The sequence below is a fragment of the uncultured Ruminococcus sp. genome (assembly GCA_902785355.1).
Lineage (GTDB): Bacteria > Bacillota > Clostridia > Oscillospirales > Acutalibacteraceae > Ruminococcoides.
Genome location: CACZYF010000008.1, coordinates 63448 through 87327, shown reverse-complemented (window position 1 = coordinate 87327; position 23880 = coordinate 63448). Strand labels below are relative to the sequence as shown.

Here is a 23880-nt window from a genome sequence, read left to right as displayed (position 1 = left end):
TCTTTTTACTAAAGTTTTCAAATAATCTTCAAAAAAATACCCCGTACCCATATTTTGGTACGAGGTATTTCTTATTAGTGCCTTATCTTAATGATATTGCCCGATAAAGGCGGGTTTTTTTATGAAAGATGATCGATATAATTTCTGATATCAAAAAGGTCAAGCGGTGAATCCTTTCGCAAGTAGAGCGGATGATGCGGATGCCCTTTTTTTGATATTTTCCCTGCCGAATACCAATTGGCATGATACCTTTCCCCCAGTTCGATCATGGAACGTACACAGGCTTTGAGATACGAACGCTTCTCGATAATATTACCCCATGCAGCCCAAACAGCGGGTTTTTCGCTTAATCCGAGTACATACTCAAATGCTTTCATATTTTCAGCATGAAGAAGCTCGTTACATGCATTCTCCATATCGTCGGGATTAGTTGCTCGCTGAGCGTAAACATTAAACATGATAAAGCTGTCAAACCCGTTAGCAAGTGCGATCCGTTCAACCGACTTGAGCGTGTTGTCGAGATGATCCGGTTCGGCGGTCGAAGGGTTGATGCCGATGCAGATCAGCGGCTTCTCCCCTTTTGTTCCAAGGATGTAGCGGTATTCACTATAAAAATCAGGAACATAAATCCACCGATCTCTGTCATAAGAATCATTTGTACTAACCATAGCGTCAGTAAAAGACAAAACCTCGATATCTTTTGTATCAGAGAAAGGAATGTGCATATTATCCTCCGTTCTAACGTAAAGGGAGCAGACCGAAGTCTGCTCCCTATTAATTATATCAATGTACGATCAATCCCAAGCTGTTACAAGATAATGACCGAGATCGTTCTTTTTTCCACTCATCCAGTAACCTGCATGAGTGAAGTCTGTGATATCTTCTGTCTGAGCGCCGTTGCCGTTGCTCAAAATAACGCCTTTAGCGCCTGCGGGAACGTGGCATACGAACTGAGTCTCGCCATAATCATTGACCTGAGTCTCAGCCTGAGCGGAACCCGGCCATGAACCGTTCATCTCGTTGCCGTCGTCATCCCAAGCGTAGACGTAAGCAGTACCCCAACCGAAGTTATCAGTCAGCAGGAAGGTGTGCTCGGTGGTGTCGCTGCCGCCCTGAGTGGGATCAGTGTTACCGCCGTTGCCGCCTTCGATATACATGAAGCCGCCGAATGCGCTCCACTCACCGTTGCCGTTCGGGTTGAAGTAAACAGTTACTTCTCCGGCATGAGCTGCATCTACGATGTACTCATTATCCATGCCGTCGGGATACCAGGTAGTGGTGCCGTTCTCGACCTTAACGACCTTGACGCCGTCACCCTGAGTAAGGGTGGTGGAGATCATGTACTCACCGGGGTTAGCAGAATTCTCGCTCAGCTTATACTGCTCGTCAGCCTCCCAGTTGGAGAAGCCGCCGACAAGATAGAAACCGCCGTTAACAAAGGGAGGATTCGGGTTATCCGGATTGTCGGGATTATCGCCGCCATTGCCGCCTTCAATATACATGAAGCCGCCGAATGCGCTCCACTCACCGTTACCGTTCGGGTTGAAGTAAACAGTTACTTCTCCGGCATGAGCTGCATCTACGATGTACTCATTATCCATGCCGTCGGGATACCAGGTAGTAGTACCGTTCTCGACCTTAACGACCTTTACGCCGTCACCCTCAGAAAGAGTGGTAGAGATCATGTACTCGCCGGGGTTAGCAGAATTCTCGCTCAGCTTATACTGCTCGTTAGCCTCCCAGTTGGAGAAGCCGCCGACAAGATAGAAACCGCCGTTAACAGAGGGAGGATTCGGATTGTCGGGATTGTCGGGTTCTTCAATATCTTCATACTCATAATAGCCAACGTCATAGTGACCCTGATCATCCTGAGTATCGAGGCAGTATAGACCGGAACCCATATTATAAGCATATGATACGCTAATGTCGACAGTCTGACCGCCGGAGCCATTGAAGATTACGCTATCATACTGATTAGTGTTAACGGTTACAGAATAGATATCCTCGCCGTAGGTGTTGGTACCGACCTTATCTGCCGCAACGCCGGGCCATGCGGTAGACTCGCCGCCCGCAGTGGAGAACATATAAACGTTAACGGAATTCCAAGACTTATTGTTAGAGAAGTACAGGGTGACATTCTCGGGATTGGGATCATCATGAGTCGTGGGCTGCTCATAAGAAGTCGGATTTTCAACCGGACCATACTCATAATAGCCAACGTCATAGTGACCCTGATCATCCTGGGTATCAAGGCAGTAAACACCCGCGCCCATTGCGAAAGCGTTCGCTACGTCGATATCGACAGTCTGACCGCCGGAGCCGTTGAAGATGACACTGTCATACTGATTGGTGTTAACAGTCACGGAATAGATGTCCTCACCGAAATCGTTGGTGCCGACCTTGTTAGCGGCAACACCGGGCCAAGCAGTGGACTCGCCGCCCGCGGTAGAGAACATATAAACATTGACGGAATCCCAGAACTTGTTGTTCGAGAAGTACAGCGTTACATTCTCAGGGTTGGGATCGTCGTGAGTCGTGGGCTGCTCATAAGAGGTCGGATCTTCAACCGGACCGTACTCATAATAATCTACGTCATAATGGCCCTGATCATCCTGAGTGTCGAGGCAGTAGATGCCGGCGCCCATTGCATACGCGTTCGCAACGTCGATATCAACAGTCTGTCCGCCGGAGCCGTTGAAGATTACACTGTCATACTGATTGGTGTTAACAGTCACAGAATAGATGTCCTCACCAAAGTCGTTGGTGCCGACCTTGTTGGCAGCAACGCCGGGCCACTCGGCAGATTCACCGCCCGCGGTAGAGAACATATAAACGTTAACGGAATCCCAGAACTTGTTGTTCGAGAAGTACAGAGTCACGTTCTCGGGATCATCATGAGTCGTGGGATATACAGTAGTAGGAGTTACGGTAGTCGGGATCACGGGAGTGGTCGGAACAACCGGAACAACTGTCTGCTCCTGACCGATGGGATACTTAACAGTCATCTGAGCGCCGTAACGCTGGATGAAGGTAGCGTCGATCGGGGTAACCATACCGTCGCCGTCAACATCAGCTGCTCTGAGCTGCTTGTCGGTAAGAGTGATCAGGTCGATAGAGTAACGAAGGATCAGGGTAGCATCAACTGCGTCTACCTCGCCGTCGCCGTCAACATCACCGAGGATATAAGTCTCGGGAGGCTCGGTCGGGATCGGCTCGGGAGTCTCTTCGTTCTCATAGATCGCCGCAACGCCGGTGTTACCGACAGTACCGGAAACCTTCTTGTTAGCGACGGTAAAGGTGTTACCGGAGATAGCATCCTTGTAAGTACCGTCCGCAAGCTTGTTAGCAGTCAGAGAAACGGAACCGCCGTTGGTGCCGCCCATGGTGATGATGATAGCGCCGGTGGTGCCTCTCTCAATCATCGCCTTGTTGCCGCTGACTGAGGTGTACTCGCCCTGACCTGCAAAATAGTTATGGAACTGGTTAACAGCCTTGGTTACTTCGTTAGCCCAAGCGGTCTTTCTCGCTTCACCGATGGTGATGTTGTACAGATCGTTGGTGTTGGTGTTGTCTGAAGGACGAGCGAGATATACGCTGGTGATATCAGCACGACCTGCGACAGCAGCCCAAATCTTGTTACGCTGAGCAACAGTCAGAGAAGTGGTGGTGCCGTCGATATAAGTATCGTGAGACTCTTCCCACTGAACGGTGTTCGCCTTGGTGAAGGTGCTGTTACCGGAGTCGCTGTAGAACGGGAATACGCCGGTGCCGGAACCGTTCTTGATCGCGGGCATAATGCGGTCGCGGTGAGCGCAGTTATCGGTAACCTGCATGTACTTGAAGTACATGGAGTAAGGACGGTTGATACCGCAGGTGTTCAGGATCTCACCGTAAGCATAGCCTTCCTTATCGGGGTTAGCCTGTCTTGCCTTATTCAGGGTATTGGTCCAGAAATCGGAGCGCAGACTCGAAATATCGTCGGGAGTCTCGATATGCTTCGCAGCGTCGAAACGGAAGCCGTCAGCGCCGGACTTGAGAAGCTCGTCAAGATACTCATAGATCGCGTTCTGAACGGTAGCGTTCTCAGTCATCAGATCCGGCAGACCGGAGGTGCAGTTACGGGTAAGATCGTAAGTAGAATCATACTGAGAAGCGTTGCTCTCAATGTACTGCATCTGCTTCCAGGGAGAATGGAACAGCTTGCCGTTGTAGATCGCAGGCTCAAAGGTCTGGGCTCTGGGGGTTACGTGGGACATGGGATCGGTGCTGGTGTTGCTGTCGTCGCCGTCCTTGGTACCCATGTGGTTTACTACCGCGTCAACGATGATCTTGATACCCAGCTGATGTGCCTTTTCGCACATGGAGATAAAGTCAGCCTTGGTACCGAGAGCGTTATCGGTGCTGTTGTTGAGCTGGAAACCGGCGGGCTGATAGTACATCCACCAACCGTTCTGGTTGTCGCTCTGCAGGAACTTAGCGTTCTGGGTACCCTTCTTGATCTCGTTAGGAGGAGATACCTGTACGGTAGTGAAGCCCTGCTCGGCGATCGTATCAAGATTATTCTCGATATTCTTGAAGGACCAGGTCCACGCCTGCAGAATGGTACTATCATCTACCTTGTTCATCAGACCGTAGCCGTTCTCTGCCTTAGTCTTGTTCAACATATCGGAATATGTCGAACCGGCCGCGGCAACGTCTACGTCTGCACCTGTAACGGCAGCATCAGCTTCTTCTGCGGAGGTGGTAACGATACCGACCGCGAAGCAGGAGAATACCATAGCAACCGCTAGCAGTACGCTTAGTGCTCGTTTGAATTTCATGTTAATTCCATAGCCTTTCCGCCCATAGAATGATGTTCGGAGCACCGATCCTCTACCATGGGCAGATAGAAAATCAATGAAATCTCACCTTTCATAACAGATGTAATGTTGGTAATGAAAGCTAAAATCTGAATTACTATGTAAGCAATCCTCCGGGAGATAACCACATAACATGGTCAGTTTTCCTCATAGTCTAGTATATCAAATTTATCTATCATCTTCAATTCACTTTTTCTACAAATATTCAATTAATATTTGAACATTATACCCAATTTGTGATGAATAAATTAGTATAATTGTTGCAATCCTCAGCATTTAGTGATAGAATAAATCCATATTATATAGAAAGGTATGAATACCGACGTGAAGAAATGCAGATACTGCGGTAAAGAGATATCGTATGATAAAATGTACTGCTCCGAACAATGTGAAAAAGAAGCGAATAGTTTCTTTCAATATAGAGCTAAAACGCAATCGGGCTTTTCGGCTTTGAACGGAATCTTTGTACTCGGCATCGGTATCAGCATCTTTGTCTATTCCTTCAGCCGTACAATCGGCGCTGTCGGAGGCTCGATCTGCCTGATGATACTCGGTCTGCTGTACAACTTCTTCCCCTTCCCTGCCGAAATAATGATCGAAAAATACAAATTAAAAAAAGCGGTGTTTATTACCAAGATCATCGCCTGCGTACTATTTGCCCTCGGCGTTATGATACTGCTTTTCTTCTTCTTGGGTTGGATATGAATATTTCTGTGTGAATGACAAATACTATCCGTACAGTATGACTGTAAGGAGGTAAAGTGTATGCTGGATAAAATTGCGCTATCGCTGCTGATCGTCGGCGGTATCAACTGGGGCAGCATCGGATTGTTTCAATTTGATATCGTAGGCTTCCTGTTCGGCGGTCAGTCGGGTATCGTCAGCCGCATCGTATATGTCCTGGTTGCTTTGGCAGCGCTGTGGTGTATCTCTCTCTTATTCAGAGATACAACCGAGGCAGGCGACCATGATTACCGTGCAAGCGCCACATAAAAGCAAAAGCTGCTTCCGTGAGGAGGCAGCTTTTATACATTTAATCACTGTTCTTTATCATATCCCAAAGCGGCTGACAACATCTTTGCCTGATTCACGGTAGCTTGTATAATCTCTGAAAACTCATCCGAAATAACTCTGCGAAAGAAGCCGACAGTTGTCAGCGCATACTTCAACTCGCCCGCACTGTCAAATACCGGAGCGGAAACCGAACGCAGACCGACTTTATACTCGCCGTCTTCAACAGCGTATCCAAGATTGTAAACCTCTGTCAATATTTCAATCAATCTGTCTGTATCTGTGATCGTATGAGGTGTGTATCGGCGCAATGACGCGCGCTTTAAAACCGATTTCACTCTATTGCCGGGAAGATAAGCGAGCATCAGCTTGCCCTGAGAAGTACAGTGCAGCGGAAGCTTCACGCCGATCTCGGGAAGGATCTGTACGCCGGAAGCGCTGACTGCATAGTCGATCGATACCGGATGATGTCCGTCAAGCATCGTGATAACCGAATTGGCGCCGGTAAGAGCGCTCAAGCTCTCAAGGTACGGACGAACCAGTTTGCTGATATCAAATCCGCGCGAGACCGCAGAACCGTACTCGAACAATCGGATGCCGAGCGCATATGCTCCGTCGGGAAGCTGACGAAGCAATCCTCTGTCGCGCATAGTCGAAGCCAGCGCGTGAACAGTGCTTTTGGGATAACCGCATCGTTCTGACAACTCACTCAGGCTCAGTCCTCCTGTCGACTGAGATAATACATCTAATATGTCTATTGCTTTGAAAAGCGACTTGACTTTACCTTTATTTTCATCCATCATATCACCTATTCCGTATTACAGAATGATGATTCAATAATACAGCACAAATGTTCTTGTGTCAAGTACAGCTCCATGATAAAATATTCTTATTAAAGGAGGTTTTATCTATGAAGAAAATGACTGCTGTTATTATTGTATGCACCATGATGATCGGATTACTGACTGCTTGCGGTAATCCTAAACCGGTCGAGCCGCCCACCGAGACTTCACAAAAGACCGAACTGGTGGTATTTGCCGCTGCATCCATGACCGAAACCCTTGAAGAGATCGCAAAGACTTATGAAACGGAGCACAGCAACATCAAGCTTACCTTTAACTTTGATTCCTCAGGTACTCTCAAAACACAGATCGAAGAAGGCGCTCCCTGCGACCTCTTTATCTCAGCCGCCGCAAAGCAGATGGACGGTCTGAACGACGGCGGATATATCGACGGCGCTACACGCATCGACCTGCTCGAAAATAAAGTCGCTCTATGTGTTGCCGAAAACAGCAAAAGCGGTATCACATCCTACGAGGATATGAAGTCACATCTGGAGAAGGGCGATATCCTGATGGCGATGGGTAACGAGGATGTACCCGTCGGTCAATATACGCAGAAGATCTTCTCCTACTTTGGGCTGGATGAAAACTCACTGGCTGAAAAAGGCGTGCTGACCTATGGAGCAAATGTCAAGGAAGTCACCACCCAGATCAGCGAAGGTACCGTTGACTGCGGCGTTATCTATCAGACCGACGCTTACTCCGCAGGCTTAAAGGTATCCGATACCGCTACCGAGGAAATGTGCGGAAAGGTCATCTACCCCGCCGCCGTACTGAAAAACAGCGCTCACGCCGATGAGATCAGGGAATTCTTAGCGTATCTGCAAACAGAAGCAGCAGGCGAAGTGTTCTCTAAGGTAGGTTTCACTCCGATCAAATAAGCAAATGTAAGAGGTACATATGGATCTGTATCCGCTTTACAACTCTTTAAGAATCGCGGCGATCTCTGCGATGATCGTTTTCTTCGCGGGGATCGCCTGCGCGTATTATATCGCTAAGCTTCCGCGTGTATTGAAGGGAATCCTGGATGTGCTGCTGACGCTGCCTCTCGTTCTTCCCCCTACTGTAGTAGGCTATCTGCTGCTGCTCGTACTCGGACCGAAGCGTCCGATCGGTTCGTTCTTTCTGGAAAACTTTGATATCCGCTTGACCATGCGATGGTGGTCGGCGATTTTTGCCGTATCCGTCGTAGTTTTTCCGCTGATGTACCGTACTGCTCGCGGCGCGTTCGAGCGATTCGATGAAAATCTCGCCGATGCAGGTCGGACGCTGGGTCTGCGAAACAGTTATATTTTCTGGCGTATCCGTATCCCCTACTGTAAGCAGGGAATCATCGCGGGAGCGGTACTGTCATTTGCGAGAGCACTCGGCGAATACGGGGCGACCTCGATGATCGCAGGCTACACCCCGGGCAAGACCGCGACGATATCCACCGCCGTTTACCAGCTATGGCGCACCGGTAATGATGAACTGGCGCTGAAATGGGTATTGATCAATATCGCGATCTCGGCGGTTGTCCTTTTATGCGTCAACCTCTTGGAACGACCGCAAAGGAGGAAAGGCTGATGCTGACCGTTGATATCGAAAAACGACTTGATCGATTTACATTAAAAGCAAAGTTCAGCTGTAGTGGCGAGCCTTTGGCACTGTTCGGCGCATCAGGCGCCGGAAAAAGCATGACGCTGAAATGTATTGCCGGAATCGAAAAGCCCGACAAAGGCTATATCAAGCTGAATGATCGAGTACTTTATGACAGCGAACACCACATCAATCTGCCGCCTCAGAAACGTCATGTCGGTTATCTGTTTCAGGATTACGCGCTCTTCCCCGATATGACGGTCTCACAGAATATCGAAACAGGATTAACCCGATATCCCAGGAAGGAAAGAGCGCAACAGGTACGAGAGATTACACAGAGGTTTCATCTTACCGGGCTAGAAAGCAAAAGACCCGCTACTCTCTCCGGAGGCGAAAAACAGCGCGTTGCTCTGGCGCGGATCTTTGCTTCCGCACCCGATGTTCTGCTGCTCGACGAGCCGTTCTCGTCCCTTGACTCATATCTGAAGCTTGAGCTTCTCCCTTATATCAAGAATATTATCAAGGATTTCAAGGGAGAAAGTATTCTGGTCACCCATAATATCGATGAGGTACTCTATCTGTGCGATAAAGCCGCCCCCATTGAAAACGGTATAACAAAACAGCCGCTCAAAGCAGACGTATTTTATACCGAGATAAAACAACATTATCAAGAAGCGGGTATTATTCTGCCGGAGATTCATGTATGAAAGACAGTTTTGGAAGAAAAATCGAATACTTACGCCTGTCCGTGACCGATTTATGTAACTATCGTTGTATCTATTGCATGGATGAAGAAGGTGTAGAGAAAAAGCGGCACAGTGATATCCTCAGTATCGAAGAATTGACAGAGATCGCAGAAGCCGCATACTCACTCGGTATCCGCAAGATACGACTGACCGGCGGAGAACCGCTGGTGAGAAAGGGGCTGATCACACTCTGCCGCAATATCCGAGGTATCTCCGATGATATTGAGCTGGGTATTACAACGAACGGATCACTTCTGCCGAATATGGCGATAGATCTGAAAAATGCGGGCGTTGACCGGCTGAACATCAGTCTGGATACGCTGAATCCAAAAAACTTTCGAATAATCACCCGAACAGGCGATCAGCATCAAGTCATTGACGGTATCAATGCCGCAATAGACGCAGGTTTTGACAATATAAAGATAAACACCGTTCTGCTGGGCGGTATCAATGATTCTGAAGTGTTTGATTTTATTCGTTTGACCGAAAAGATTCCGGTGCAGGTGCGTTTTATCGAGCTTATGCCGCTCGGAGTCGTCAAAAACTGGGACAAAAACCGTTTCATTACGGTTGATCTAATCGAGAAGTATCTACGCAGCGCTGCTGTGCTCAAAGTTGACGGCGTTGCAAAGGTATATCGTCTGCCGAACCACCGGGGAACGATCGGTCTGATCGCGCCGATATCGAATCGCTTCTGCGCTTCATGCAATAAGATACGCATCACCGCAGACGGAAATCTGAAATCATGTTTACATTCAAACAGTGAAATCAGCCTGAGAGGGCTGCACGGAGAAGATCTGATCAATACAATCAGACAGGGTATTCTGAAAAAACCGCTGCGACACCGTCTGAACGAGGATTGCAGCGCAACGTCGCGCAACATGAATGAGATCGGAGGATAAGATGGACTTTTCTCATATCAATGAACAAGGCCGCGCTAAGATGATCGATGTCAGCGAAAAAAAGGCTACCAAGCGTCAGGCGGTCGCCAAAGGATCCGTAAAGGTCAATAGCAACACCATGCAGCTGATCAAAAGCGGCGGGATCAAGAAAGGCGACGTCCTCGCAGTCGCTCAGGTTGCGGGAATAATGGCGGCAAAAAAAACCTCCGATATTATTCCGATGTGTCATCCGCTTGCGCTAAACGGAATTGATATCGAATTTGACTGTATGGATACCGAGATCCTGATCAAAGCAACCGTAAAGTGCAAGGGCGTTACCGGTGTGGAGATGGAGGCGCTGACTGCGGTCAGCGCGGCTGCACTGACGATCTACGACATGTGCAAAGCAGTACAGCGCGATATCGAAATAAGCGATATCATGCTGATATACAAGGAAGGCGGAAAGAGCGGGGTGTTCCGGAAATGAAAGGCGTAATAAAAGCAATCTGTATCAGTGAACGGAAAGGTACACGCAAGCACCCTGTCCCCTGTGCCGTATTAAAGGAAAACCACGGTATTCTCGGCGACGCTCATGCCGGGACCAATCATCGTCAGGTCAGTCTGCTCGCAAACGAAAGCGTTGATAAAATGCGCGTAAAGGGCGTTGAACTCAACGCGGGCGATTTTGCGGAAAACATCCTTACGGAAGGGATCGATCTGAAATCGCTCCCCGTAGGAACACAGCTTAAAATAGGTGAAGCAGAACTCGAAGTGACTCAAATCGGGAAGAAATGCCATAACGACTGTGAGATACGGCGACTGACAGGTGAATGTGTCATGCCGACAGAAGGAATCTTTGCAAAAGTTTTACAAGGCGGACAGCTTCGCCCGGGAGACCGTATTAAAATAAAAGGTGAAACAGATGAAATTGATTAAGACAGAAGAAGCTGTCGGACACGTGTTGTGTCACGATATGACCCGGATCATACCGGGAAAGTATAAAGGCGCCAGGTTTCGTAAAGGACATGTCGTCACCGAGGAAGATATTCCTATCCTACTGAGTATGGGAAAGGAAAATCTCTATATCTATGAAGCAGATGAGAACATGGTGCATGAAAACGACGCGGCAGAAATACTATGCAGTCTTTGCAAGGGAGATCATATCGACCGAAGCGAGGTCAAAGAAGGAAAGATCGAGCTCACCGCCGGGATTGACGGACTATTCACACTGGACAGTGATCGGCTGTATGCGATCAATTCTGTCGATGATGTAATGATAGCTACCCGCAAAGGCTATACAGCCGTTCACAAAGGCGATAAACTCGCGGGAACCCGTGTTATACCGCTCGTCATCGAGCGCGACAAGCTTGAAGCGGCTAAGAACGCCGCAGGCGATAAGCCTATCATGAACGTGCTTCCCTATACCTTAAAAACCGCCGCCGTTATTACAACGGGCAGCGAGGTTTTTCATGGAAGGATCGAGGATAAGTTCACTCCGGTTTTGATCGAAAAGCTGAGTGACTACGGTATCGCCGTCACAAAGCATATCATTACCGATGACGGAATCGAAAACATCGAAAACGCTATTCGATCCATTCGAGGAAAAACGGATATGATCCTTTGTACCGGCGGAATGAGCGTCGATCCCGATGACAATACCCCCGGTGCGATCAAGAGAAGCGGTGCAAAAATCATAACCTACGGTGCTCCCGTACTGCCCGGCGCGATGTTTCTGCTGGGTTACTATGACGACGGTACTCCGATCATGGGGTTGCCGGGTTGTGTGATGTATGCTAAAGCTACGATCTTTGATCTAACGCTGCCACGAATCGCCGCGGGATTGAAAATGGAGAAGAAGGACTTTATCTCCTATGGTGAAGGCGGTCTCTGTTTGGGATGCGGGAATTGCACTTATCCGCACTGTGCGTTCGGTAAATAACGGAGGGAATTATGTACACAGCGAGCGTTATTACAATCAGCGACCGCGCATCAAGCGGAATATATCAGGATAAAAGCGGACCTACAGTCAGCCGGCTCCTTTCAGAAAACGGATACTCGGTTATTGATACACAAATCATCTCGGATAATAAGGACTTTATCATAAACACGCTGCGAGACGCGGCGGAAAAAGGCATTCATCTTATCATTACAACCGGAGGAACGGGCTTTGCTTCGAGAGATGTAACTCCGGAAGCCACTCTCAGTGTTATTGAGAAGGAAACGCCGGGCATATCCGAATACATGCGTATGAAATCGATGGAGATCACACCGCGCGGTATGTTGTCCCGAGGCGTTGCCGGTATCTGCAAAGGCAGCCTGATTATCAATCTGCCCGGTTCGCCGAAAGGCGCTGCCGAAAACCTCAGTTTTGTCCTCCCCCATCTTACGCACGGTCTTGATATGTTGAACGGAAAGAAAGAATCATGAAAAGAATTCGTTGGTTATACAAATTAGGCGTAATGTTCTTTCCGGAACGTTGTCCGTACTGCGGAATTCCGGTTGAGGCCGAAGAGATCGCCTGCAAAGAATGTATCAATGAGCTTATAGCCAAGCATCAGGTGATTAAAAGCGGTACAGGCGGTTTTCGCTGTATCTCATCTTTCGTTTACGGCGGAAAGATCAGACGTATCATTCTTCGAATCAAGTATAAAAGCTTTACCCAGTATATCGCGCAATTAGCGGAAATCCTTGCGATAGACATCCGAATGATATACTGCTCTTATTCATTTGATATCATCACCGCCGTGCCGATGCATCCTGAGGATGAACATCAGCGAGGGTATAATCAGTCGGTTATGCTTGCCAAACGACTCGGCAATGTGCTCGGCATCCCTTATCTTGACACCTTGGAAAAAATCAAAAGGACTAAGAAGCAACACAATCTGAAATATACTGAGAGAAAAACAAATCTATCCGGCGCCTTTAAAGTTAAAAATGCCGAAGAAATCAAAGGGAAACGCATCTTGATGATCGACGATATCATCACCTCCGGGAACACACTGTCTTTCTGTTGTAAAACGCTTAACCGTGCAAAGCCCTCCTTGATCTGCTGTGCTACGCTGGCAAACGCAAAGGAAAAGTATCCTCCTGAAACAATTATCTAAAACAAAAGCCCCTGTCTGCATTGCAAACAGGGGTTCGTTGTATCTATCGGTGATTACAGCTTCTCAACGATCGCCTTGGTATCTCTGGCAATAGCGAGCTCCTCGTTGGTTGCGATGACCGCTACAGGGATCGAAGAATCATCGGCGGAGATGAAGGCGGTATCTCTGGTGACAGCGTTGACATCCTTATTCAGCTTTACGCCTGCAAATGCGAGATAATCGATAACTGCTTCACGCAGGGCGGGCTGATTCTCGCCCAGACCCGCGGTAAAGACGATACCGTCACAGCCGCCCATAGCGACCCAATACTGACCGATATACTTTGCGATCTGATAGTAAAGCATCTCGTGAACGAGGTGAGCGCGGTGATTGCCCTCTTCCTCAGCCTTGGTAACGTCACGGTCGTCGGACGATACGCCGGAGATACCAAGTAAACCGGATTTCTTGTTCAGCAGGGTGTTCATCTCCTCGGGAGTGAAGCCCTCCTTCTCGGCGATAAAGGTAACGACGGAGGGATCGAGGCAACCGGAACGGGTACCCATCAGAATACCGTCGAGCGGGGTCAGACCCATAGAGGTATCGATAACCTTACCGTTCTTTACAGCGGTAATAGATGAACCGTTGCCGATATGGCAGGTGATAAGCTTGAGATCCTTGATATCCTTGCCCATCAGATCAGCCATTGCGCCGGAAACAAAGCGATGGGACGTGCCGTGCGCACCGTAACGGCGGACAGCATACTTTTCATAATACTCATAAGGAACAGCATACATATATGCCTTCTCGGGCATAGTGCTGTGGAAGGCGGTATCGAACACAACGACCATGGGAACATCGTCGCCGAATACCTGCTTACAGCCGCGGATAGCCTGTACGTGACCGAGGTTGTGCAGAGGAGCGAGAGGAATCAGGCTCTCGATACCGGCGATGACCTCGTCGGTAACCAGCTCGGGATCGCTGAACAGCGCACCGCCCTGGACGATACGGTGACCGATCGCGGCAACCTCGTCGAGGTTCTTGATAACGCCGTATTCTTCGGACAACAGCGCCTCGCTGACGGCGTGGAAAGCCTTCGCGTGGTCAGGCATGGGGATCTCCTTGGTATAGGATCTGCCGTCGGCAGTCTTATGACCGATGAAGGAGCCCTCCTGACCGATACGTTCACAATTGCCCTTGGCGATCATCTGCTCGGTATCCATATCGATCAGCTGATACTTCAGGCTGGAGCTGCCGGCGTTGATAACTAATATTTTCATTAAAATGTTCCTCCTATATTGAAAATTTTACAGTTTTCACCTATACTATAATAGTACAAAATGAATCGTATTTCAAGAGATTTTTCAAAGTTGGTGAGAATATGAGCCGAGCGGGTGTGATTTGTGAGTTCAATCCCTTTCATAACGGTCACAAATTTCTGTTAGAGAAAATTAAAAGCAACTATGCTGATGAGATCGTTTGTATCATGAGCGGGAGTTTTGTTCAGCGCGGCGATATTGCGATCACCGACAAGTATGCCCGTACCAAAGCCGCATTGGCAAACGGCGCAGATATGGTAGTTGAACTTCCGACGGTCTACGCTCTGTCGTCAGCTCAGCGATTTGCTGAAAACGGCGTTCATATTGCTGCGGAGCTCCAATGCGATACTCTGTGTTTTGGATCAGAAAATTCTATCGAAGAATTATATCAAGCTTTAGAGATTCTTGACAGTGAGGCTGTACAGCGGAAAATAGCACAAGAGATGCGTAACGGCGGTTACTACCCCCGCGCGCTGAGTAATGCTGTCGGTAAAGAATATGCCGAAATAATCGGTAAACCAAATAACATACTTGCGATAGAATACATCCGTGCATGTCGGAGATACAACCTTACCCCTGTCGCGATCCCTCGCAACGGTGTAGAACATGACAGCGAAACGATCAGCGGAAACATCGCGAGCGCAACAATGATTCGTCAACTAATCAAAAGCGGAAGAAACTATACTCTGCTCACACCCATGCACATTACACACGCCGGTTCACTTGAACGCATCGAATCGGCGATACTCTATCGACTCAAGACGATCAAATCCGAAGAACTTAAGATTATTGCCGATGTCAATGAAGGGTTGGAGAATAGAATCATTGAGATTTCAAAGAAGTATAATTCCATAATCGAAATATTAGAGCATACTAAAACCAAACGTTATATCATGGCACGACTCAGGCGCATCCTGTGTTGTGCCGTGCTTGGCATCACCGAACAAATGCAGCTTAGCAGCGTCCCTTATATCCGCGTCCTGGGAGTCAAGGAAAACAAAAAACATCTAATACAAACCAAATCCCTGCCGCTGATCGTTGATGTAAGGCGCGGCTATGATCTCCTCGATGACGCAGCAAAAGAGATATTTGACATAGATATAATTGCGACTGAACTGATGAACATCGCCTCGGATCAGTGCATTAATGAATTCACTCAAGGAGTAATCAAGCTATGAACCATTTTAATCTGCGACAGGATACGGTATTATCGTCATACACAAGATAAAACCCTCTTGATACACAAGATAAAAACCTCTTGTCCATCTATTAGATACAGACTAATACTAATCCTTAATAAAAAGATTTAATCAGATATTAGTGAGACGCAGACAGGCTGGCGCCTGTCAAGGAGCCCAACAAAGCTATACGAAATATAGCGCAATAGATGATAAAGGTTTTTATTAAGGATTAGTATAAAAGCGCCCTCCGACGGAAGGCGCTTTATTCAATCATAATTAATTATACGGGATGGACTTTATTCTTCTTATCAAGCAGATCGGAATTGATGCCCAGCTTCTGATTGCGACGCTTTTCAAAGAAGTCGATCGCGACCTTCGGGAACTGCGCGTAGCTCAGGACATCCTCTTCCTGTTCGATATACTGCGGAATCTCAGCGCGGAGCTTCTCAAGCTCGGGCTCGAGCAGATCGGCGGGACGGCAGTCGATAGGCGCCATATCGCCGATGATCTTCTTACGGAATTCGGGATCGATCGGCATGGGAGTGGTACCGTACTTGCCGGCGACCAAATCCTTGAACTCGTTGGTACACATCTTGTAGCGCTCGCCCATGATGACGTTGAACACTGCCTGTGTACCGACGATCTGAGAGGTCGGGGTAACCAGCGGCGGATAACCGCTGTCCTTACGAACGCGGGGAACCTCGTTAAGCACCTCGGTGAGCTGATCCTCCTTACCTGCCTGCTTGAGCTGAGAGAGCAGGTTCGACAGCATACCGCCGGGAACCTGATAGATCAGCGCCTTGGCATCGGTCGCAAGCATCTTGGGATCGAGCAGGCCGGACTTGAGGTACTTCTCACGAAGGGTCATAAAGTAGTCGCGGATCGGGGTGAGACTCTCGAGGGCGATACCGGTATCATACTCGGTACCCATAAAGGCGGCGATCATACTCTCGGTCGGCGCGTGAGAGGTGCCCAGCGCCAGCGGAGACATCGCGGTATCGATGATATCGACGCCCGCTTCAACGCCCTTCATCAGGCACATGGAGGCAAGACCCGAGGTGTAATGCGTATGCAGCTGCAGCGGCAGATCGACCTCAGCCTTGATCGCCTTGACGAGCTTCTCGGTATTATAGGGAGTCAAAAGCGCCGCCATATCCTTGATACAGATGGAATCTGCACCCGCGTCGGCGATACGCTTCGCGTACTCGACATAGTATTCATCGGTAAAGACGGGACCGGTGGTGTAGCTGATCGCTACCTGCGCGTGAGCGCCTTCTTTCTTCGCCGCCTTGATCGCGACCTGCAGGTTCTTGATATCGTTCAGCGCGTCAAATATACGGATGATATCGATACCGTTCGCAACGGAACGCTGTACAAAGTACTCCAGTACATCGTCGGCGTAATGACGGTAACCAAGCATATTCTGACCGCGGAACAGCATCTGCAGCTTGGTGTTTTTACAATGATCGCGGATGATACGCAGGCGCTGCCACGGATCCTCATTCAGAAAGCGCAGACAGCTGTCGAACGTCGCGCCGCCCCAGCACTCGAGGGAGTAAAATCCGATCTTATCCATCTCGTCAAGGATCGGAAGCATCTCCTCGGTAGTCATACGGGTGGCGATCAGGCTCTGATGAGCGTCGCGCAGGGTTGTATCGGTAATTAGAATCTTCTTGCTCATAGTGATCTCCTTAGCCGATGGTCACCAAAGCTGCGCCGGTATCGACGCTCTCGCCCTTGGAAACGGCTACGGAAGTGATCGTACCGTCCTTGGGTGCCTTGATCTCATTCTCCATCTTCATCGCCTCGAGAACGACCAGAACGTCGCCCTTCTTAACAGCCTGACCGTCGGATACGTTGACGGAAACGATGGTGCCGGGCATAGGAGCGGCAACCTTCTCGCCTGCGCCGGCAGCAGCCGACTTCTTAACAGCAGGCTTTGCGGCGGGAGCAGCGGGAACAGCGGCAGCGGGTGCAGCAGCAACAGCATCTGCGCCAAGTTCCTCAACCTGTACATCATATGCAACGCCGTTGACAGTGATTCTCAGATTCTTCATATTCATTATCCCCTTTATTATATAATAGTAGTATGTTTCTTAGGCAGAGTAGATACCCTCTTTGAAGAGAGCATATCCAGCGCCGCGACGAGCTTATCACGCAGTTCTGCAGGCTCGACGATATCATCGATATAGCCGTCCTCAGCCGCCTTTACAGCGCCGAGGTTAGTCTTGACAAAGCTGTCAGCCAGCTTATCCTGATCGGCAACAGGCGCATCGGCGATAGAATCATCAAGAATGAACGCCGCCGCCTTAGGAGTGATCGGAGAAACAACAGCATCAGGCAGCGCATAAACCATATCCGCACCGGAGGTAGCACCCGCGAGCGCGATATAGACCGAACCGACAGCCGTACCGCTGATCACGGAGATCTTCGCGGTCGTTGCACCGGCATAAACGGAAACGAGCTTGGACGCATCAGCGATATTTTCAAAACTGTCTGCGTCTACGAGCGTGATAACCGGAATAGAAAAAGCGTCGCAGAAGTAAACGTGCTTTGCGATCTTCTTCGCGCTGTCTGCGCCGATCTCGCCGCCCTTAGTTACGACGATACCGACAGGATAACCGTTCACTCTGCCAAAAGCAGTACAAACGGGCTCGCCGAAACCGCCGCCGACGCAAAGAAGCGAGTTTTCGTCAGCAAAGTACTTCGGAAGCTTATCTGGATTCTCATAAGCGGGAACCGTCTCGAAAGCGGGTGCAGGCTCAAGATTATTAGCCGGGAAGTACGAGAGCAGCATCTTCGCCTTATTAACGCAGGCTTCCGCATCCTCGCAGATAAAGGAAGCAACGCCGCTGTTTAGGTTATCGTTAGCGGAAGCATTCTTTCCGGTCGTATCGGCAGAGAGCTTCGCGTCTTTATCCATGATGATATAATCGGCAGAGGCGGCAACCAACGCCGAGGTGCCCAGACAATTGCCGAGTACAACAGAGATCTGAGGAACTACGCCGCTGAGCTTCGCGGACTTTCTCAGGATATCTCCGTAAGCGGAGAGAAGCTCATTCTTCTGCTCCAGTCTGCCGCCGACTGAATCATAAAATCCGACAACAGGCGCGCCGACCTTCAGCGCCGCGTTATACAGCTTCGTGATTTTCTTCGCCTGAGCCTTGCTCATAGCGCCACCGCATGCATCGATATTCTGCACAAAGGCAAAGACGGGGATACCGTCCACGCTGCCAAACCCGGTTACAGCCTCCGCAGTACCGTCAACGCTCTTCAGAAAAGCGTCGGTTTCCTGAAAACTGCCTTCATCAAAGAATGTGTTCAGAACATCGTATGTTGAGAACTTTTCAGTACTCACAAACATTCCTCCTATAACAGGTATTTGCGCCAATGTTCTATAGAAGAAAAATAAAGCAACAAACTACCACAAAATTTTTCTGTTTATATTATAGTACAAAAACTGTAAAATAGCAAGAATAAATCGCAATAAAAATGAAATAAGCTCCCGATAACGGGAGCCGTGTATCAATGATGTTGATGATTCAGCAGTTTTGACAGATCGCTTTTCATCTTTCCGTCCTTTAATGAGAAACGCATCGCCTCCAGCGTCGGATAGATCACAGGATTCTCACTCTCTACATAGAAACAGGAGTGGTTCAATCCGTATGAACCAAGCGCACGGATGATGGTATCGAGGATCGCGTAGGTCGAGTGATCGATCTCCTTCGCGTTTCCCGCGAGCGGAATGATCTCATCTACAATAATAATATATCCGTTCAGATGAAAACGAACATACCCGCAGGGCTGATCGTCCAGAAAAGCGTTGAGCGCCTTGATCTCGTTATTCTCATTCTGCGGATCGGGTTTTACTACCAGCATAACGCTCCCCCTTTAGATCATATCAATGAAATTCGCGTTGGGATTCGGGTCGGCAGAGAGCTTACGAAGCTCTAAATCGGTGAGATCGCGGTACATTCCCGAACGTAAACCGCCCAGTTTCACACCGCCGATGGCAATTCGCTTGAGACGCGCGACCTCTAAGCCGACGACCGCGCACATCTTGCGTATCTGGCGGTTACGCCCCTCGCGGATAACGATCTCGAGCACACAACGTTCATTATCCTTATCACGAGTGACGACGCGAACCTGGGCGGGAGCGGTCTTTCTGCCGTCGATCACGACGCCGTTCTCGAGCTTTGAGACCTGCTCGTCCGTGATATTGGGGCGAACTGTCACGCGGTAGACCTTGTTGACATGCTTCTTAGGATGCATGATATGGTTGGCGAACTCGCCGTCATTGGTCATCAGGAGCATGCCCTCGCTGTCGCGATCCAATCTTCCGACAGGATACAGACGAACGTCGATATCCTTGATCAGGTCGGCGACGCACTTGCGGCCTTTCTCGTCGTTCATCGTAGTTAGCACACCGCGGGGCTTATTGAGCATGATATAGCGCAGCTTAGGCTTCGCGGTACCTGTGACGCGGCGCTTGCCGACATATACCTTGTCATTATAGGGATCGACCTTATCGCCGATCCGGGCGACTCTGCCGTTGACGCGCACTCTACCCGCGGCGATCAGCTCTTCACTTTTTCTTCTGGAGGCTACGCCGCAGTCGGCGAGCATTTTTTGTAATCTGACTAATTGTGCCAATTGAACAAATCCTTTATATATGTAATGAAATCTCTTTTTTTATGATTAAAACCGACATTTTCGGTAAAGACCAAAGGCCTCTCGCCTATCGCTTCACCATTGATCGAAAATATGACTTTACCGGCTGTATCATTCTTTTGGATCGGCGCATAGAAGAAAGCCGGAAGAATCAAGGTAGATTGAACGAAATCCGCCTGATCAGCGGGGATAATAAGCGGTGAATCATCGGTAACGGACAAATCGGCAGTATCGCCGGTACCGCCGACAACACATACAGAATCGGGAATATCAACGGAGGGCTGAACCGCTTTAAGATGATCGAAGCCATAATCATACAGCGCCGTATGATCGTTCCAGTCATTACGGTCATCGAGCGTTACGGCGATCAGAGTCAATCCGTCGCGCTCGGCAGCAGTCACCAGACAGCGCCCCGCCGTATCGGTATAACCGGTCTTACCGCCGATACAAGAGTCATACAGCTTTAGCAGTCGGTTATGGTTCGGATAGGTCACATGTTTATTTGACGGCGAAATAAAATCGACCGTCATGGAGGTTTGTGCAGTGATTTCGGCAAAAGCCTTGTTCTTCAGAGCTTGCGCCATTAACAGCGCCATATCGTGGGCGGTCGAATAATGCTGTTCATCATCCAAACCGCTCGGCGTGACAAAATGCGTATTCGTCATGCCGATCTCTCGCGCTTTCTCGTTCATCAGATCGGCAAAAGATTCGGTACTGCCGGCGATCGCGATCGCCGCAGCGTTTGCCGCATCGTTACCGGACTGCATCATCATACCGACAGCGAGATCGTAGAGAGTGACCTTCTCCCCTATTTTCAGATACATCGAGCTGCCTTCTGCCGTCATTTCTTCGGTAAACTCAACCGCTATATTATCCTTTGCGGCATGCTCCAAGGTGATGAGTGTCGTCATGATCTTGGTAGTTGACGCCATGGGGAGCTTTCTGTCCGCTTGATCGGACAGGATCACCTGACCGTTATCGGGACAGTACAGCTCATAAGCCGCGGCAGAGATACTCAGATCTTCGGCGTCGATCGGTATAACGGATATGCCGATCAGCAACACGGCGCAAAGAAAGACGGAAAACAGCTTTTTCATATTATCACCCGCTATATCTTATGAAACAAGCGGATGATTCATGAATCCGATTACAGATCGAAGCTGTCGAGATCGTTCTCGAGATCGGTTTTATCGGCTTTGTTATCCTTCTTGATGAAAGAGGAAATCTTATCGAATGCCTCGGGGATCATACCGACGATCCTGTCGGCTGCGCCGTCGTACTTCTCGATCGGGATCAGCTTGACGTTGCCCTTGCTGATGGTCAGAAAACCGATCGGCTGGATGGTAACGCCTGCGCCCGAACCGCCGCCGAACGCCTCGCGCGTATCCTTCTTAGTCGGCAGATCCGAACCGCCGGAGGCAAAGCCGTAGGTGACCTTCGACACCGGAATAATCGTTGTACCGTCGGGAGTGGTGATCGGATCACCGATGATGGTGTTAGCGTCGATGAGCTCCTTGATCTTTTTCATCGTAGTATCCATCAAACTGTTGATCGGATGTTCGCTCATATTTACATCTCCTTACTATAACAGTGCAGGTAGAACCTGCATCTCAGAATCTTTATAACTTGATACGGGCAATCAGTATCTTGACTGCCGCTTTCAGCGCTTCATGTAACGCGAAGATAGGTCGAAGATAGGCATGAATATCGGCAAAGACCTCGGTATCCTTATCGATATCAAATACCGGTTCGATGGTGACATGATAATCCTTGCATACCATCACCGAGGTAATGACGTTGATCGCGGGATAGATCACCGAGCAGAGCTTACCGTAAGTAACGGCAGTAGACGCCGCGTCATCACCCGATAAAGCGATACCGACATCAAATTTCTTCAGCACGATATGAGAGAAGATGCCCTTTAATGCGCCGACAGCGATCTTCGCGATCGACACAAACAGCGAGACAAGCCCGCTGAGTCCCTTCTTCTCTTTCAGCTTACTCAGGTAAGACTGCTTTTTCTTCTTTTCCTCCGGCTTTTTTTCCTTCGGCTTCTCCTCTTTCGGTTTCTCTTTCTCAGGCTCCTTCTTCTTCTTCTTTTCCTCCTTCGGTTTGTCCGGAGAGAGAAGAACGATCTTAAAGAAGAGTATCTTCAAAACCAGGGTGATCTCCTGAGAATACTGCATCAGTACTTCTATCTTGATCAGTAGGATCAGGAACAGAAACAGCAAAATGCCGAGGATGATCCATAAAGCTATCAACTCAATTACCTTCTATCGCGTCGGCGATGATCTCTTCGACCGTTCCCTGCACTTCATCAGAGTCCGAATCCGCCTCAGCGTCCTTTTTCTCTTCATCAAAGAGATTCAGCTGCTGTCCCCTGTCGCCTTTATCATCGCTTTTCGGGATGGGCGGGAGTTCATCAAGCGAGCTGATGGAGAAGCAGCGTAGAAAGTGGTCGGTCGTGCCGTACAGAAGCGGTCTTCCGGGGAGTTCCAAACGTCCCTTTTCTTCGATCAGACCCTTGGTCGTAAGAGAGCCGATAACGCCGGAGCAGTCTACGCCGCGCACCTGCTCGACAAAGCTCTTGGTCACAGGCTGGTTATACGCTACGACCGCCAGCACCTCCATCGCCGCCTGAGAGAGCGGGATGTTGCGCCTGAGATCCATCGCCTTACGCACCTGCGGGGCGAATTTCTTGACGGATACCATCTGGTAGGTATCGTTGAGCCGAATGATCGTGATACCGCGATCAAGCTCAGCGTACTCATTCATCAGGATATCCAGCTGCGCCTTAACAGAATCCTCGGGAAGCTCCAGAGATTCAGCCAAACGCTTCAAATCAACGGGATCGCCCGCTGAAAAAAGTATTGCCTCGATCGAGGAACGATATTCTTTTTCTGTCACGGTGATCCCTCCTTATTTTTCGATCATGCTGACAACTGCGTTGTCGCCGTCGCCTTCGATACGGACGCGCTTGCCCTTAACGAGCTCCAAAACGGCGAGAAAAGTCGCGACAAGCTCGCTTCTTCCGTTGCTCGCGGTGAACAATTCTCCGTAGGTCACGGTTCTGCCGTGCCACAAGCGGCGCATAACGTGGATGATACGCGAGGATACGGACACAATCTTCTTGCTGACGATCCCGGCGAACGCCGAACGGTCGGGCGGCAAGCGCCGCTGACCTCTGCCGACAGCGCTGACATAAGCGGCGGAGATATCCATCGGGTCATGGATACGATTATAGGTAAGGTCGAAATCGACCTTGGACGGTCCTTTGGTAAAGGTATCGAAATCGACCATCGGCGCGAGCATACGGGCGATCTCACGACACTGCTGATACTCGATCAGCTGACCGGTCAGCTCTTTCTTTAAGTCCTCCGCCTCGTTCTCATACTTCGGCAGAAGCATCGCGGACTTTATATAGACAAGACGGGACGCCATCTCCAAAAACTCTGATTCGATATCCATCTCATTCTCGCGCATCAGCTCGATCTGCTCCATATACTGTTCAAGGAGCTCTGAGATCGAGATATCGTAGATATCGATCTTGTTCTTGGTGATAAGGGTCAGAAGCAGGTCGAGAGGCCCCTCATAAACGTCAAAGTGATAGGTGAACTGCCGCTCGCCTACCTGTATCGTCTGAGCGTCGGAGGGCAGTATGGTGATCTGATTATTCTGTTGTTCAGCCATACATACACTCCCTAACTAAATA

At 49.3% G+C, this 23880-nt stretch carries 26 protein-coding genes; 12 read left to right on the top strand and 14 right to left on the bottom strand.

What is annotated here, in order from left to right:
• Window positions 1-119 precede the first annotated feature (119 nt).
• Entirely contained in the window at window positions 120-725 is a 606-nt protein-coding gene (locus R2I50_RS03080; RefSeq protein ID WP_316607641.1) for a DUF1643 domain-containing protein, read from the bottom strand.
• Window positions 726-794: 69 nt separating this feature from the next.
• The gene (locus tag R2I50_RS03075) at window positions 795-4820 is read right to left on the bottom strand and encodes a starch-binding protein (protein WP_316607640.1); all 4026 of its coding nucleotides are present in this window, start codon (window positions 4818-4820) and stop codon (window positions 795-797) included.
• A gap of 351 nt (window positions 4821-5171) precedes the next feature.
• On the opposite strand from R2I50_RS03075, the gene R2I50_RS03070 reads away from it, so the two are divergent.
• Both R2I50_RS03070 and R2I50_RS03065 read left to right on the top strand, forming a co-directional pair.
• The gene (locus R2I50_RS03070; RefSeq protein ID WP_316607639.1) at window positions 5172-5564 is read left to right on the top strand and encodes a DUF2116 family Zn-ribbon domain-containing protein; all 393 of its coding nucleotides are present in this window, start codon (window positions 5172-5174) and stop codon (window positions 5562-5564) included.
• Window positions 5565-5624: 60 nt separating this feature from the next.
• On the top strand, window positions 5625-5852 hold the full coding sequence (locus R2I50_RS03065) for a DUF378 domain-containing protein (RefSeq protein ID WP_316607638.1): 228 nt from the start codon (window positions 5625-5627) through the stop codon (window positions 5850-5852).
• 44 nt (window positions 5853-5896) lie between these two features.
• Here R2I50_RS03065 and R2I50_RS03060 read toward each other — a convergent pair whose 3' ends face one another.
• On the bottom strand, window positions 5897-6673 hold the full coding sequence (locus R2I50_RS03060) for an IclR family transcriptional regulator (protein ID WP_316607637.1): 777 nt from the start codon (window positions 6671-6673) through the stop codon (window positions 5897-5899).
• A 107-nt stretch (window positions 6674-6780) separates the two neighbouring features.
• Here R2I50_RS03060 and modA point away from each other — a divergent pair, with 107 nt between their 5' ends.
• The 9 genes from modA to R2I50_RS03015 are packed head-to-tail and all read left to right on the top strand — an operon-like array spanning window position 6781 to window position 13021.
• Window positions 6781-7593, top strand: a complete 813-nt coding sequence (gene modA / locus R2I50_RS03055) for a molybdate ABC transporter substrate-binding protein (RefSeq protein ID WP_316607636.1) — start codon at window positions 6781-6783, stop codon at window positions 7591-7593.
• Window positions 7594-7612: 19 nt separating this feature from the next.
• Complete coding sequence (gene modB / locus R2I50_RS03050) at window positions 7613-8278, top strand: molybdate ABC transporter permease subunit (RefSeq protein ID WP_316607635.1); 666 nt, start codon at window positions 7613-7615, stop codon at window positions 8276-8278.
• On the top strand, window positions 8278-8997 hold the full coding sequence (locus R2I50_RS03045; protein ID WP_316607634.1) for an ATP-binding cassette domain-containing protein: 720 nt from the start codon (window positions 8278-8280) through the stop codon (window positions 8995-8997). Before modB ends, R2I50_RS03045 begins: the two co-directional genes overlap by 1 nt.
• Window positions 8994-9938, top strand: coding sequence for a GTP 3',8-cyclase MoaA (gene moaA, locus R2I50_RS03040; protein WP_316607633.1), 945 nt, complete (start codon window positions 8994-8996; stop codon window positions 9936-9938). The genes R2I50_RS03045 and moaA overlap by 4 nt, the downstream gene beginning before the upstream one ends.
• Window position 9939: 1 nt before the next feature.
• Window positions 9940-10404: a cyclic pyranopterin monophosphate synthase MoaC gene (gene moaC / locus R2I50_RS03035; RefSeq protein ID WP_316607632.1), complete on the top strand. Its 465-nt coding sequence runs from the start codon at window positions 9940-9942 to the stop codon at window positions 10402-10404.
• On the top strand, window positions 10401-10853 hold the full coding sequence (locus R2I50_RS03030; protein WP_316607631.1) for an MOSC domain-containing protein: 453 nt from the start codon (window positions 10401-10403) through the stop codon (window positions 10851-10853). Before moaC ends, R2I50_RS03030 begins: the two co-directional genes overlap by 4 nt.
• On the top strand, window positions 10840-11856 hold the full coding sequence (locus tag R2I50_RS03025) for a molybdopterin-binding protein (RefSeq protein WP_316607630.1): 1017 nt from the start codon (window positions 10840-10842) through the stop codon (window positions 11854-11856). The genes R2I50_RS03030 and R2I50_RS03025 overlap by 14 nt, the downstream gene beginning before the upstream one ends.
• Before the next feature lie 11 nt (window positions 11857-11867).
• Window positions 11868-12344, top strand: coding sequence for a MogA/MoaB family molybdenum cofactor biosynthesis protein (locus R2I50_RS03020; protein ID WP_316607629.1), 477 nt, complete (start codon window positions 11868-11870; stop codon window positions 12342-12344).
• Window positions 12341-13021, top strand: coding sequence for a phosphoribosyltransferase family protein (locus R2I50_RS03015; RefSeq protein ID WP_316607628.1), 681 nt, complete (start codon window positions 12341-12343; stop codon window positions 13019-13021). Before R2I50_RS03020 ends, R2I50_RS03015 begins: the two co-directional genes overlap by 4 nt.
• 53 nt (window positions 13022-13074) lie before the next feature.
• Here the strand turns inward: R2I50_RS03015 and R2I50_RS03010 are convergent, their stop codons facing one another.
• Entirely contained in the window at window positions 13075-14277 is a 1203-nt protein-coding gene (locus tag R2I50_RS03010) for an acetate kinase (protein WP_316607627.1), read from the bottom strand.
• 101 nt (window positions 14278-14378) lie between these two features.
• Between R2I50_RS03010 and R2I50_RS03005 the strand changes: the two genes are divergently transcribed.
• Window positions 14379-15494: a nucleotidyltransferase family protein gene (locus R2I50_RS03005; RefSeq protein ID WP_316607626.1), complete on the top strand. Its 1116-nt coding sequence runs from the start codon at window positions 14379-14381 to the stop codon at window positions 15492-15494.
• A 283-nt stretch (window positions 15495-15777) separates the two neighbouring features.
• Here R2I50_RS03005 and R2I50_RS03000 read toward each other — a convergent pair whose 3' ends face one another.
• The 10 genes from R2I50_RS03000 to R2I50_RS02955 all read right to left on the bottom strand — a co-directional run bounded on the left by R2I50_RS03000 (window position 15778) and on the right by R2I50_RS02955 (window position 23858).
• Window positions 15778-17178, bottom strand: a complete 1401-nt coding sequence (locus tag R2I50_RS03000) for an oxaloacetate decarboxylase subunit alpha (protein WP_316607625.1) — start codon at window positions 17176-17178, stop codon at window positions 15778-15780.
• Between the two features lie 10 nt (window positions 17179-17188).
• Window positions 17189-17554: a biotin/lipoyl-containing protein gene (locus R2I50_RS02995; protein ID WP_316607624.1), complete on the bottom strand. Its 366-nt coding sequence runs from the start codon at window positions 17552-17554 to the stop codon at window positions 17189-17191.
• Between the two features lie 17 nt (window positions 17555-17571).
• Window positions 17572-18855 carry a carboxyl transferase domain-containing protein gene (locus tag R2I50_RS02990; RefSeq protein ID WP_316607623.1) on the bottom strand — a complete coding sequence of 428 codons (1284 nt, stop codon included), beginning with the start codon at window positions 18853-18855 and terminating at the stop codon, window positions 17572-17574.
• A gap of 167 nt (window positions 18856-19022) precedes the next feature.
• Complete coding sequence (locus R2I50_RS02985) at window positions 19023-19376, bottom strand: hypothetical protein (RefSeq protein WP_316607622.1); 354 nt, start codon at window positions 19374-19376, stop codon at window positions 19023-19025.
• A 12-nt stretch (window positions 19377-19388) separates the two neighbouring features.
• On the bottom strand, window positions 19389-20150 hold the full coding sequence (locus R2I50_RS02980) for a pseudouridine synthase (protein ID WP_316607621.1): 762 nt from the start codon (window positions 20148-20150) through the stop codon (window positions 19389-19391).
• The gene (locus R2I50_RS02975; RefSeq protein WP_316607620.1) at window positions 20138-21265 is read right to left on the bottom strand and encodes a D-alanyl-D-alanine carboxypeptidase family protein; all 1128 of its coding nucleotides are present in this window, start codon (window positions 21263-21265) and stop codon (window positions 20138-20140) included. Before R2I50_RS02975 ends, R2I50_RS02980 begins: the two co-directional genes overlap by 13 nt.
• A 50-nt stretch (window positions 21266-21315) precedes the next feature.
• Window positions 21316-21735 carry a GerW family sporulation protein gene (gene ytfJ / locus R2I50_RS02970; RefSeq protein WP_316607618.1) on the bottom strand — a complete coding sequence of 140 codons (420 nt, stop codon included), beginning with the start codon at window positions 21733-21735 and terminating at the stop codon, window positions 21316-21318.
• A 52-nt stretch (window positions 21736-21787) separates the two neighbouring features.
• On the bottom strand, window positions 21788-22429 hold the full coding sequence (locus R2I50_RS02965; RefSeq protein WP_316607617.1) for a DUF2953 domain-containing protein: 642 nt from the start codon (window positions 22427-22429) through the stop codon (window positions 21788-21790).
• Between the two features lies 1 nt (window position 22430).
• Window positions 22431-23075 (bottom strand): SMC-Scp complex subunit ScpB, encoded by a 645-nt coding sequence (gene scpB / locus R2I50_RS02960; RefSeq protein WP_316607616.1) that lies wholly within the window; start codon window positions 23073-23075, stop codon window positions 22431-22433.
• Window positions 23076-23087: 12 nt separating this feature from the next.
• Window positions 23088-23858 carry a segregation/condensation protein A gene (locus R2I50_RS02955; RefSeq protein WP_316607615.1) on the bottom strand — a complete coding sequence of 257 codons (771 nt, stop codon included), beginning with the start codon at window positions 23856-23858 and terminating at the stop codon, window positions 23088-23090.
• Window positions 23859-23880 lie beyond the last annotated feature (22 nt).